3 protein-coding genes and 2 pseudogenes are annotated in these 13,529 nt (G+C 75.7%); all 5 read left to right on the forward strand.

Features of this window, described 5'->3' with window-relative positions:
• On the forward strand, positions 1–1,538 hold a 1,538-nt coding region (locus ACWEVN_RS40065), incomplete at its 5' end, for a beta-ketoacyl reductase (RefSeq protein ID WP_452054762.1).
• A gap of 48 nt (positions 1,539–1,586) precedes the next feature.
• Positions 1,587–11,963: pseudogene (locus tag ACWEVN_RS40070) on the forward strand (SDR family NAD(P)-dependent oxidoreductase); the annotation flags it as partial.
• 18 nt (positions 11,964–11,981) lie between these two features.
• Positions 11,982–12,758 (forward strand): arylamine N-acetyltransferase family protein, encoded by a 777-nt coding sequence (locus ACWEVN_RS40075; protein ID WP_452054763.1) that lies wholly within the window; start codon positions 11,982–11,984, stop codon positions 12,756–12,758.
• Positions 12,755–13,231 carry a hypothetical protein gene (locus ACWEVN_RS40080; RefSeq protein ID WP_452054764.1) on the forward strand — a complete coding sequence of 159 codons (477 nt, stop codon included), beginning with the start codon at positions 12,755–12,757 and terminating at the stop codon, positions 13,229–13,231. Before ACWEVN_RS40075 ends, ACWEVN_RS40080 begins: the two co-directional genes overlap by 4 nt.
• 26 nt (positions 13,232–13,257) lie before the next feature.
• Positions 13,258–13,529, forward strand: a pseudogene (locus tag ACWEVN_RS40085) (crotonyl-CoA carboxylase/reductase); the annotation flags it as partial.

Raw genomic sequence — 13,529 nt, forward strand, 5'->3', positions numbered from 1 at the left:
TGTGGGGACTGGGCCGGGTGGTGGCCCTGGAACACCCCGACCGCTGGGCCGGCCTGCTCGACCTGCCTGCCGTCGTGGACGAGCCCGCGCTCCGGCACGTCCTGGGCGTGCTCGGCGGGGCCGGCGACGAGGACCAGCTGGCGGTCCGGCCCACCGGGCTGCTCGGGCGGCGGCTGCGGCCCGCGCCGCTCGCCGACGTTCCGCCGGCCCGTCCGTGGCAGCCGCACGGCACCGTGCTGGTGACGGGCGGGGTCAGCGGTGTCGGCGCCCAGGTGGCGCGGTGGCTGGCCGGCGCCGGCGCCGGGCACCTGGTCCTGGCGGCCCGGCGCGGAGCCCGTACCCCCGGCGCCGCCGAGCTGTCCGCCGAACTCGAGGCGCGAGGTGCGCGGGTCACCATCGCGGAATGCGACGTCGCCGACCGCGAAAGCCTGCGGCGGCTGCTCGACGGCGTGTCCGCCGAGCTGACCGCGGTCGTGCACGCGGCCGGCGTCGCCACCACCGGCGCGGTCGGGGACACCACCCTGCCGGAGTTCGCCGAGGTGCTGGCCGGCAAGGCCGCCGGGGCGGCGAACCTCGACGAGCTGCTCGCCGGCCGGCCCCTGGAAGCGTTCGTGCTGTTCTCCTCCATCGCCGCGGTCTGGGGGAGCGGCGGCCAGGGCGCGTATGCCGCCGCCAACGCCTACCTCGACGCGCTCGCCGCGCGGCGGCGGGCTCGCGGCCTGACGGCGACCGCCATCGCCTGGGGCGCGTGGGCCGGCGGCGGGATGTCGTCCGACTCTCCCGACGTCGAGGACCAGCTGCGCCGGACCGGCCTGCGCACCATGGCCGTCGAACCGGCCCTGCGCGCGCTCGCGCGGGCGGTCGAGCGGGCCGGGAGCGACCTCGTGGTCACCGACGTGGACTGGGAGCGCTTCGCCCCGGGGTTCACCGCCCGCCGGCCCAGCCCGCTGCTGGGCGAGCTGGCGCAGGTGCGCCGGACCCTGCGCGAGGACGACGCCCGGACCGGCGGCGGTGAGGGCGAAGCGCAGGCCGAGGTGCTCCGGCTGCTCGCCGGACTGTCCGGACCGGACCGGCTGCGGACGCTGACCGAGCTGGTGCGCACCGAGGCCGTGGGCGTGCTCGGACTGTCCTCTGTGGACGGAATCGGGACCGGCCAGGCGTTCCGCGACGTCGGGTTCGACTCGCTGACGGCGGTCGACCTGCGCAACCGCCTGACCGCCGCCACCGGGCTGCGGCTGCCCGCGGCCCTCGTGTTCGACCACCCGACACCGGCCGCGGTGGCGGAATTCCTCGACGGGCGGCTCGCCGTTCCCGGCGAGGGCGCCGCGCCGTCGATCCTGGCCGAGCTCGACCGGCTGGAGACCGCCTACCGGGCCCCGGACGCGGACCGGGCGGTGCGCACCCAGGTCGTCGCCCGGATGCGGGCGCTGACCGCCGTATGGGAGAACGCGGACACCGGTGACGCGGACCTGGACTTCGATCTGGCGACCGACGACCAGATCTTCGAGCTGATCGACAACGAATTCGGCACCGCGTGACGACGCCGGGCCGGCGCGAGCGAGCCACTTCCGAGGAGTCTTCCTGCCATGGCCGATGACGACAAGCTGCGCGACTACCTCAAACGGGTCGTCGCCGACGCCCGCCGGACCCAGAAACGCCTGCGGGACCTCGAATCGGAACCCATCGCCATCGTGGGGACCGGCTGCCGCTACCCCGGCGGCATCGCTTCGGCCGAAGACCTGTGGCGCGTGGTCGCCGACGGCGTGGACACCGTCGGCCCGTTCCCGGACGACCGCGGCTGGGACCTCGACGCGCTGGGCGATCCCGACCCGGACCGCGAGGGCTCGTCGTACGTGCGGGAAAGCGCCTTCCTGCACGACATGGCGGACTTCGACGCGGCGTTCTTCGGGATCAGCCCGCGCGAAGCGGTGGCCATGGACCCGCAGCAGCGGCTGCTGCTGGAAACTTCGTGGGAGACCTTCGAAAACGCCGGCATCGACCCGGTTTCCCTGCGGGGCAGCTCCGTCGGCGTCTACGCGGGCCTGTTCTACCACGAATACGCCGAGTTCCTCGGGAAGGTGCCGGGCACCGGCCAGGGCTACATGGGAACCGGCACCGCCGGCAGCGTGGCGTCGGGCCGGGTGGCGTATTCGCTCGGGTTCGAGGGTCCGGCGTTGACGGTGGACACGGCGTGTTCGTCGTCGCTGGTGGCGATTCACCTGGCGGTGCAGTCGCTGCGGCGGGGCGAGTGCTCGCTGGCCCTGGCCGGCGGCGTGGCCGTGATGGTGCTGCCGGGCGCGTTCGTCGACTTCAGCCGGCAGCGCGGACTGGCGCCCGACGGCCGGTGCAAGGCGTTCGCGGCCGCCGCGGACGGCACCAGCTTCAGCGAGGGCGTCGGACTCGTGCTGCTGGAGCGGCTGTCGGACGCGCGGGCGGCGGGACACCGGGTCCTGGCCGTGATCCGGGGTTCGGCGGTGAACCAGGACGGGGCGTCGAACGGCCTGACCGCGCCGAACGGCCCGTCCCAGCAGCGGGTGATCCGGGCCGCACTGGCGAGCGCCGGACTGTCCACTTCGGACGTCGACGTGGTCGAGGCGCACGGCACCGGCACCATGCTGGGCGACCCCATCGAGGCCGACGCGCTGCTGGCCACGTACGGGCAGGGCCGGCCGCCGGAACGGCCGTTGTGGCTGGGCTCGGTGAAGAGCAACATCGGCCACACCCAGACCGCCGCCGGCGTGGCCGGGGTGATCAAGATGGTCGAGGCCATGCGGCGCGGAACGCTGCCGCGGACGCTGCACGTGGACGAGCCGACGCCGAAGGTCGACTGGGCGAGCGGCGCGGTCCGGCTGCTGACCGAGGAACAGCCGTGGCCGGAAAGCGACCGGCCCCGCCGGGCCGGGGTGTCCTCGTTCGGGCTGAGCGGCACCAACTCCCACCTGATCCTGGAGCAGGCCCCCGAACCCGAGCCCGTGGCGACCACCGAAGACACCGGCGGTGTCGTCAGCCGGGCCGGAGTCGTGCCGCTGGTCGTTTCGGGCCGGGGAACGGCGGGGCTGCGCGGGCAGGCGGCGCGGCTGGCGTCGTTCCTGGAGCAGGGCGACGCCCCGCTGGTGGACGCCGGGCTGTCCCTCGTGACGACCCGGGCGGCCCTGGCGGACCGGGGCGTGGTCCTCGCGGCCGGCCGCGCCGAGGCGGTCGCCGGCTTGCGCGCGCTCGCCGACGGCGCTCCGGGGGTGGGCGTCACCGCCGGCCCGGCCGACGTGGACGGCAAGGTCGTGTTCGTGTTCCCCGGGCAGGGCGGGCAGTGGGCGGGGATGGGCCTCGAACTGCTCGACACCGCCCCGGCGTTCGCCGCCCGGTTCGCCGACTGCGACCGGGCCCTGACGCCCCTGCTGGGCTGGTCGGTGACCGACGTGCTGCGGGGCGCGCCGGGAGCGCCGGACCTGGCCCGGCTGGAAGTCGTGCAGCCGGTGCTGTTCGCGGTGTCCGTGGCACTGGCCGAGGTGTGGCGGTCGTGCGGGGTGACCCCCGACGCGGTGGTCGGCCACTCCCAGGGCGAGATCGCCGCGGCCTGCGTCGCGGGGGTGCTGACCCTGGCGGACGCGGCCCGCGTGGCGGTGCTGCGCAGCCGGGTGATGGCGCGGCGGATGACCGGCGCGGGCGGCATCATGGCGGTTTCCCTGTCCGCGGACGAGGCCGAAGAGCGGCTGCGGCCGTGGGCCGGGCGGGCCGAGGTCGCCGCGGTCAACGGACCGGCGTCGGTGATCGTGGGCGGTGACCTCGACGCCCTGGCGGAACTGCGGGAGCGGTGCGAGGCCGACGGCGTCCGGGCCCGGCTCGTCCCGGCCGGGGTGGCCTCCCACACCGCGCACGTCGAGCCCATCCGGGAGGAGCTGCTGGCGGCCCTGGAAGGCGTGCGCGGCGTCGCCGGGCAGATCCCGATGTGGTCCACCGTCACCCAGGAGTGGGTGACCGGGACCGACCTGGACGCCGGGTACTGGTACCGGAACGTCCGCCACCAGGTCGGTTTCGCGCCGGCCATCGAGGCGCTGCTGGGCACCGGCCACCGGGCGTTCGTCGAGGTGAGCCCGCACCCGGTGCTGACCACCAGCGTCCAGGACACCCTGGCGGGGCACGAAGCCGTTCCGACGGTGGTGACCGGGACGTTGCGCCGCGACGACGGCGGCCTCCCGCGCGTGCTGTCCGGCGCGGCGGAGCTGTTCGTGCGCGGCGTGGGCGTGGACTGGGCCGGGTGTTTCGCCGGCAGCGGCGGCCGGCCGGTGCCGTTGCCGTCGTACGCCTTCCAGCGCGAGCGGTTCTGGCCGGAGATCCCGTCCGGGTCGGGCGACGTCTCGGCTGCGGGACTGGTGTCCCCGAAGCACCCGCTGCTGGGCGCCGGGACGAGCCTGGCGGGCGGCGAGGGCGTGCTGTTCACCGGCCGGCTGTCCCTGCGGTCGCACCCGTGGCTGGCCGCGCACGCCGTATCCGGCGTGGTGCTGGTCCCCGGGACGGTGTTCGTGGAACTCGCCGTCCGCGGCGGTGACGAGGTCGGGTGCCCGGTCGTCGAAGAGCTGATCGTCGAAGCACCGCTGGTGCTCGCCGGGACCGGCGCGGTCGCGCTGCAGGTCGTGGTCGGCGATCCGGATCCGGCGGGCCGCCGTCCGGTGTCGGTCCACAGCCGCGACGACGCCCAGGACGGCGCGTGGATCCGGCACGCCGCCGGGACGCTGACCGCGACCGAACCGGCGCCCGGGTTCGACCTGGCGGACTGGCCGCCGCCGGCCGCGGAACCGGTGGACCTCACCGGCTTCTACGACGAGCTGGCCGAGGCCGGCTACGAATACGGCCCGGCCTTCCGGGGGCTGCGGAAGGTGTGGAAGGACGGCGAGGAGGTCTACGCCGAGGTCGTCCTGCCGCCGGAGAGCGCCGGCGCGGCCGGGTTCGGCATCCACCCCGCGCTGCTCGACGCCGCGCTGCACAGCATGAACTTCACCTCCCTGGCCGAGGCGGTCGACGGCCGGACCCTGCTGCCCTTCGCCTGGAACGACGTCACCCTGTACGCCTCGGGCCCGGCGGCCCTGCGGGTGCGGGCGACCCACCTCGGCGCGGACCGGATCGCGCTCGCGGTGGCCGACCACGCGGGCGCGCCGGTGGCGGCCATCGGGTCGCTGACGCTGCGTCCGGTCACCGCCGCCCCGGTGACCGCCACGGCGAACTCCCTGTTCCACGTCGCCTGGACCGAGCTCCCGCTCCCGGCGTCCGGCGGCGACATCCCCTGGGAGGTCTGCGAAGTCCCCGCCGGCGCCGGGGACGCGGCCGCGGCCCGGGCGGCCACCGGCCGGGTGCTCGAAGCGGTGCAGGACTGGCTCGCCGCGGACCGGCCGGACGCGCGCCTGGTAGTCCTCACCCGGAACGCGGTCGCGGTGCACGACCCCGGCGAGGTCGGCGACCCGGCGGCCGCCGCGGTGTGGGGGCTGGTCCGGTCCGCCCAGTCGGAACACCCGGACCGGCTCGTGCTGGTCGACCTCGACGACGCCGGCGAGTCGCGGGCCGCGCTGCCCGCGGCCGTCGCCTCCGGCGAACCCCAGGTGGCGATCCGCGCGGGCGTCGCCTCGATCCCGCGCCTGGCGCGCGCCACCGCCGTCGACCGGCCGGCCCCGCCGTGGGATCCGGCGGGCACCGTCCTCATCACCGGAGGCACCGGAACCCTGGGCGCGGTGCTGGCCCGGCACCTGGTGACCGCGCACGGCGTGCGGCACCTGCTGCTGGCCGGCCGCCGGGGCCCGGCAGCCGACGGCGCAGCCGAGCTCGAAGCCGAGCTGACCGGGCTCGGCGCGCAGGTGCACGTCGCCGCCTGCGACGTGGCGGACCGGGCCGAGCTGGCCGGGCTGCTGGCCGGCATCCCGGCCGAGCACCCGCTGACCGCGGTGGTCCATGCCGCCGCGGCCCTCGACGACGGGGTGGTGTCCGCGCTGACGCCGGACCGCCTCGACACCGTGTTCCGCCCCAAGATCGACGCGGCCGTGCACCTCCACGAGCTGACCGCGGACCTGGACCTCGCCGCGTTCGTGCTCTTCTCCTCCGGCGCCGGGGTACTGGGCAACCCGGGGCAGGCGAACTACGCCGCCGCGAACGCGTACCTCGACGCGCTGGCGCACCGGCGCCGGGCCGCCGGCCTGCCCGCGGTGTCGCTCGCGTGGGGGCTGTGGGCGGAAACCACCGGGCTGACCCGCACCCTCGGCGAGACCGAGCACGGCCGGCTGGCCGGCGGCGGGCTGCGCGCGCTGACCTCCGCGGAGGGGATGGCCCTGTTCGACGCCGGGCTGGCGTCGGACGAGGCCCTGCTGGTTCCCCTGCACCTCGACGTCGCGGCGGTCCGGGCGCGGCGGGATGCCGTCCCGGCGATGCTGCGGGCGCTGGCCGGGCGGCCGGGACGGCGGTCGGTGCAGGACGTCGCGCCCGACGCCGGTTCGCTGCTGCAGCGGCTGGCCGGGCTGCCGGAGAAGGAGCGGAGCCAGGCGCTGGTGGACCTGGTCCGCACTGAGGCCGCCGTGGTGCTCCGGCACGCGAACCCGGACGGCATCGAGCCCGACCGCGCCTTCAGCGAGCTCGGCTACGACTCGCTGACCTCGGTGGAGCTGCGCAACCGCCTGACCGCGGCGAGCGGGGTGCGGCTCCCGGCGACCCTGCTGTTCGACCACCCGACACCGCTCGCGGTGGCCGCCTACCTGAAGGACGAGCTGGCGGGCCGCCGCCCGGCCACCACGGCGGTGACGGCCGTGGCCGCGGACGAGCCGATCGCCATCGTCGGGATGGCGTGCCGCTTCCCGGGCGGGGTGGCGTCGCCGGAGCAGTTGTGGGACCTGGTTTCCGCGGAAACCGACGCGATCGGTCCGTTCCCCGAGGACCGCGGCTGGGACGTGGACCGGCTGTTCGACCCCGACGTGGCGCACCGCGGCACGAGCTACGTCCGGGAAGGCGGGTTCCTCGAGGACGCGGCGGGGTTCGACGCGGGCTTCTTCGGCATCAGCCCGCGCGAGGCGCTGGCGATGGACCCGCAGCAGCGGGTGCTCCTGGAGACCTCGTGGGAGGCGTTCGAACGCGCGGGCATCGACCCGGTTTCCCTGCGGGGCAGCGACGTCGGCGTGTTCGCCGGGGTGATGTACCAGGGGTACCTGCCGGAAGCCGGCCTGGTGCCGGAGGAGATCGAAGGCTACCTCGGGACCGGCAACTCCGGGAGCGTGGTGTCCGGGCGGGTGGCGTATTCGCTGGGGTTCGTGGGGCCGGCGTTGACGGTGGACACGGCGTGTTCGTCGTCGCTGGTGGCGATTCACCTGGCGGCGCAGGCGTTGCGGCGCGGTGAGTGTTCGCTGGCGCTGGCCGGGGGCGTGACGGTGATGGCGACCCCCAACCTGTTCGTGGACTTCTCGCGGCAGCGAGGGCTGGCGCTCGACGCGCGGTGCAAGGCGTTCTCGGGCGCGGCGGACGGCACCAGCTTCAGCGAGGGCGTCGGGCTGGTGCTCCTGGAGCGGCTGTCGGTGGCCCGCGCGGCGGGGCACCGGGTGCTGGGTGTGGTGGCGGGGTCGGCGGTCAACCAGGACGGTGCTTCCAACGGCCTGACCGCACCGAACGGTCCCTCGCAGCAGCGGGTGATCCGGGCGGCGCTGGCGAGCGCGGGTCTGTCCACTTCGGACGTCGATGCGGTGGAAGCCCACGGCACGGGGACGTCTCTGGGTGACCCGATCGAGGCCCAGGCTCTTCTGTCGACCTATGGGCAGGATCGCGAGGAGCCGTTGTGGCTCGGGTCGGTGAAGTCGAACATCGGCCACACGCAGGGCGCGGCCGGGGTGGCCGGGGTGATCAAGATGATCGAGGCCATGCGGCGGGGGGTGCTGCCGCGGACGTTGCACGTGGCCGAGCCGACGCCGAAGGTGGACTGGTCGGCCGGGGAAGTCCGGCTGCTCACGGAACAGCGCGAGTGGCCGGTGGTGGATCGGCCGCGCCGAGCGGGGGTCTCGTCGTTCGGGATCAGCGGCACGAACGCGCACGTGATCCTCGAACAGGCTCCGGACCAGGCGCCGGTACCGGCATCGCCGGAGGTGCCCGGCGGTGTGGTGCCCCTCGTCGTCTCGGGTCGCGGGACGGCGGGGATGCGCGCCCAAGCCGCCCGGCTCGCGTCCTTTGTGGACGAAAACGACGGCTCGCTCGCCGAGCTGGGCCGGGCGCTGCTGACCACCCGGGCCTCGCTGCCGGACCGCGCGGTGGTGCTGGCCGCCGACCGTGCCGAAGCGGTGGCCGGGTTGCGGGCCCTGGCCGGCGAGGCACCCGGGACCATCGCGGGGACGGCGAAATCCGGCGGGCTCGCCGTGGTGTTCCCGGGCCAGGGCAGCCAGCGGGCGGGCATGGGCCGGGAGCTCTACGCCGCGTTCCCGGTGTTCCGGGCGGCGGTGGACGAGGTGTGCGCGGAACTGGGCCGGTGGCTGGACGCCGAGGCTTTGCGTTCGGTGCTCTTCGACGGCTCCGACGACGTGCTGGCGGAAACCGGGTGGGCGCAGCCGGGCCTGTTCGTGTTCGAGGTGGCGTTGTTCCGGTTGCTCGAGTCGTGGGGCCTGACCCCGGACGTGGTCGGCGGGCACTCGCTGGGCGAGGTGACCGCGGCGTTCGTGGCCGGCGTGTTCGACCTGGCCGGCGCGGCGCGGCTGGTGGCGGCACGGGCGAGCCTGATGCAGGCGCTGCCGCCGGGTGGCGCGATGGCCTCGATCGCCGGCCTGCCCGAAGACCGGGTGCGGGAGGTGCTTCCGGGATCCGGGGTGTCGCCGGCGGCGGTCAACGGGCCGGAGTCGGTGGTCGTCTCCGGTGCCGAGGACGCGGTCACGGCCGTCTCGGAACTGCTCGCCGAGCGGGGCGGCCGGGTGCGGCGCCTTCGCGTCTCGCACGCGTTCCACTCGGAGCTGATGGACCCGATGCTCGACGACTTCCGCGATGTCGTGAAGCAGCTTTCGTTGCGGGAGCCGGTGATCCCGCTGGTGTCGAACGTGACCGGCGAGGTGGCCCAGCCGGGAGAGGTGTCCGACCCGGAGTACTGGGTGGAGCACGTGCGGGCCACCGTGCGCTTCGGGGACGGGCTCGCGTCGCTGGCCGGACTGGGCGTGTCCACGGTGCTGGAGGTCGGCCCCGGTGCGGTGCTGACCGGCCTGGGCGTGGACGCGCTGCCCGTGGACTTCGTCGCGACCGCCCGGAAGAACCTGCCCGAGATCCGCGGGGTGCTGGCCGCGCTGGCGGAGCTGCACGTGCGCGGGTCCGGCGTGGACCTGACCGCCTGCCTCGGCGCGGGTGGCGAGCGGCCGGACCTGCCGACGTACGCCTTCCGGCACGAGCGGTTCTGGCTGGACGTCCCGTCCCGCTCGGGTGACGTGTCCGCGGCCGGGCTGGAGTCGCCGGCGCACCCGCTGCTGGCGGCCGCGGTGCGGCTGGCCGGCAGCGGGGAAGTGGTGCTGACCGGGCGGCTGTCGACGCGGACGCACCCCTGGCTGGCCGACCACGCCGTCGCGGGCACGGTGCTGGTGCCGGGCGCGCTGTTCGCCGAACTGGCCGTCCGGGCCGGCGACGAGGCCGGCTGCCCGGTGATCGGCGAACTCGTCCTCGAGCGCCCGCTGCTGCTGCCCGAACGGGACGCGGTCCGGATCCAGGTCCGCGTCGCCGAACCCGGCGACACCGGCGCCCGCCGGATCACCGTCCACGCCCGCACCGAGACGACCGGCGGGCCGCCGGACGGCGACCACGGGTGGACCCGGCACGCCTCCGGCGTCCTCGAGCCCGCCTCGCCGCCGCCCGCACCGGCCGAGCCGCCGACGTGGCCGCCGCCCGGAGCACGTCCGCTGGAGACGGCCGGGTTCTACGACCGGCTGGCCGATGGGGGCTACCACTACGGCCCGGCCTTCCAGGGCCTGACCGCGGCCTGGAGCACCGGCGACGGCGTCCACGCGGAGATCACGCTGCCGGCGGCCGCGGGCGACGGCGGGTTCGGCATCCACCCGGCCCTGCTCGACGCGGCCCTGCACGCCAACGCCTTCGCGCCGGAGCCACCGGCCACGCCGCACCTGCCGTTCGCCTGGACCGGCGTCACCCTGCACGCCGGCGGCGTCACCACGCTGCGGGTCCACCTCGTCCCGGCCGGCCCGGCGACGCTGACCCTGTACGCCACCGACACCACCGGCCGCCCGGTCCTCACCGTCGACGCCCTCACGTTGCGCCCCGTCGAGCCCGGTGCGCTGCGGCGGGGGATCGACGACCTGGTGTACCGGATCGGCTGGACACCCCTCACCCCGGCGGAACCGGTCGCCGACCCCGCCGAGTGGACGGTCGTCGACCTCACCGGGCACCCGGCCGGCCCGGGGCAGGCGCGGACGGTCACCGCCACGGTCCTCGAGCAGCTGCAGGAGTGGCTCGACGAGCCGCAGGCGGACGCCGCGCGGTTCGTGGTGCTCACCCGCGGCGCGGTCGCGGTGGACGGCAGCGCCGAGCTGACCGACCCGGCCGCCGCCGCCGTGTGGGGGCTCGTCCGCTCCGCCCAGTCGGAGGAGCCGGGCCGGATCGTGCTGGCCGACCTCGACGACGAACCGGCGTCGCGGGCCGCGGTCCCCGCCGTGGTGGCGTCGGGGGAGCCGCAGGCCGCGGTGCGCGCCGGCGCGGTGACGGTGCCCCGGCTGGTCCGGCGGCCCGCCGGCGGCGAGGCCCCGGCCCGGCCGCTGGATCCGGCGGGCACGGTCCTGGTCACCGGGGGCACCGGCGCGCTCGGCGCCCTCGTCGCCCGGCACCTGGCCGAGGAGCACGGCGTCCGGCACCTACTGCTGGCCGGCCGGCGAGGCCCGGACGCCGACGGCGTCGCCGAGCTGGTGGCGGAGCTGGCCGGCCACGGCGTCCGGGTCACCGTGGCCGCGTGCGACGTGGGGGACCGGGCCGAGCTGGCCGGGCTGCTGGCCGGCATCCCCGCCGAGCACCCGCTGACCGCGGTGGTGCACGCCGCCGGCGTCCTCGACGACGGCGTCGTCCCGGCCTTGAGCGCGGCGCGGATCGAGACCGTCTTCCGGCCGAAAGCCGACGCGGCCTGGCACCTCCACGAGCTGACCCGGGAGCTCGACCTGGCGGCGTTCGTCCTCTTCTCCTCCGCCGCGGGCACGGTGGGCAGTCCCGGCCAGGCCGGCTACGCCGCCGCGAACGCCTTCCTCGACGGGCTGGCGCACCTGCGGCGCGCCCGGGGGTTGCCGGCCGTGGCGCTGGCCTGGGGTGCCTGGCAGGCCGCAGGCATGGCGGACCGGCTCCGCGACACCGACCGGGAGCGCCTGGCCCGCCGGGGTTTCCGCGGACTGTCCGAAGAGGACGGCCTGGCGCTGTTCGACGCCGGGCTGCGGTCGCCGGACGCCGTGCTGGTCCCGATGAACCTGGACCGGCCGTCGGGCGAGGCCGTGCCGCCGATGCTGCGCGCGCTGGTCCGGCCGGTGCGACGGGACGCGGAGAGCGCCGCCGTCGACACCGGGTCGTTCCTCCGCCGGCTGGCCGGCCGGTCCGCGGACGAGCAGCGGGCGATCGTCCTCGACCTGGTGCTGGCGACGGCGTCGGCGGTGCTCGGCCACACCGGGACGGACGCCCTCGACCCCGGCGAGGACCTGTGGGACCGGGGCTTCGACTCGCTGACCGCGGTGGAGCTGCGCAACCGGCTCGGCGCGGCCACCGGCGTGCGGCTCTCCGCCGCCGTCGTGTTCGACCACCCGACACCGGCGGCGCTCGCCGGCCACCTCGCCGCGGAACTGCGGCCGCCGGCCGCCGCGCCCGGGTTCGAGCCGCAGGTCCTGCTCGCGGAAATCGACAAACTCGAAGCGAGCATCTCGGCGATACCGGACGCGGCCGCGCGGGCGCGCATCACCGAGCGCCTGCGCGCCCTGACCGCGACGACAGCCTGAAGCCGGGAAGGCGGAGCGATGTTCGACACCGATGTCTACCTGGACCGCCTGGGCTACCCCGGCCCGCGGACGGCCACGCCGGAAACCCTGCGGCAGCTGCACCACCGGCACCTGGTGACGATTCCCTACGACAACACGAAGTTCGCCCCGGCCGGCGGCGAGCTGCCCGCCAACATCGCGGCCGTCGACCTCGACGCGACCTTCGACAAGATCGTGCGCGACGGCCACGGCGGGATCTGCTTCGAGCTCAACCCGCTGTTCCGCCGCCTGCTCGACGAGCTGGGGTTCGAGACCCGGATCGTCTCGGCCGGGGTGCGCCAGGAGGACGGGACGTTTTCCCCCGACCGGTCGCACCTGTTCACCGGGGTCACGCTGGGGGCGGACCTGTGGCTGGCCGACGTCGGGTTCTCCGGGCCGTCGTACCTGGATCCGCTGCGCCTCGAAGCCCAGGTGCAGCACCAGTACGGCTGCCGGTACAAGGTGGTCGAACAGCAGGGGTGGCAGACGCTGTACCGCCGCAGCCGCACCGGTCCGTGGCGGGCGGTCTACCGCTTCTCGCCGGAGGGGCGCAGCGTCGAGGACTGGCACGGGTTCGCCGAGCGGATGCGGGAATACACCGACGGCACCGTGCTCGCCAGCGCCGTCATCCGGGCCCGCTCGTCCGCCGGCGGGCACCTGCTGCTCGTCGGCAAGCGCCTGCTCTCGGTGGACGACGGCCACGAGAAGGTGACCGCGCTGGTCGAGCCGGAAGACTTCGACCAGGCGCTGGCCACCATCCTCGGCGGCGACCGGTGACGGCCGCGCCCGAGGACCCGGGCGCCTTCCCGCCCGCGCTGCACGCCAAGGTGGCCGCCGCCAAAGCGGCGTGGGAGATCGCGGTCTGCGCCCGGCACGCCGTCGTGCCGGAACACTACTGGCCGCACGAGCCGGATCGGGCCGCGCTGCACGCCGCACGGGCACTGACCGACCTGGCCGCCCGCTACCTCGAGCGCGCGGTCGTGGCCGCCCGCGCCGACGGGCTCACCTGGGCGGCGATCAGCGAGACGCTCGGCGTCGCCGACGCGGAGGCGGCCTTCCCGGCCGTGCCCGGCGAGATCCGGGCCGACGACACCGGCTGGTGGGCGGAAGCCCTGCGCGAGTGGTTGACCAACCCGGGGCGGAACATCCTCGACTCCGCCGCTCGCCGGCCGCCCCCGGACGCGGCCGCCCTGCTGCACCGGGGCCCGGCCGGGGTGGGCGCGGAAGCCGATCCGGACCTGCTCCCGTGAGGGAGCTCTCGACCGAAGGGAAAGCTGTGGGTGACGGAGAACTCGAAGACATCCGGCAGGCCATCGTCGCCGGCGAGCCGCACGCGGCGGCGGCACTGCCGCTGCCCGGGAGCTATCGCGGGGTGACGGTGCACGCGGACGAGGTCGACATGTTCGAGGGCTTGGAGAGCCGGGACAAGGATCCGCGCAAGTCGCTGCACGTCGATGACGTCCCCGTTCCCGAGCTCGGCCCCGGCGAGGCACTGGTCGCCGTGATGGCGAGTGCGATCAACTACAACACGGTGTGGACGTCGATTTT

The organism is Amycolatopsis sp. NPDC003861 (genome assembly GCF_053605405.1).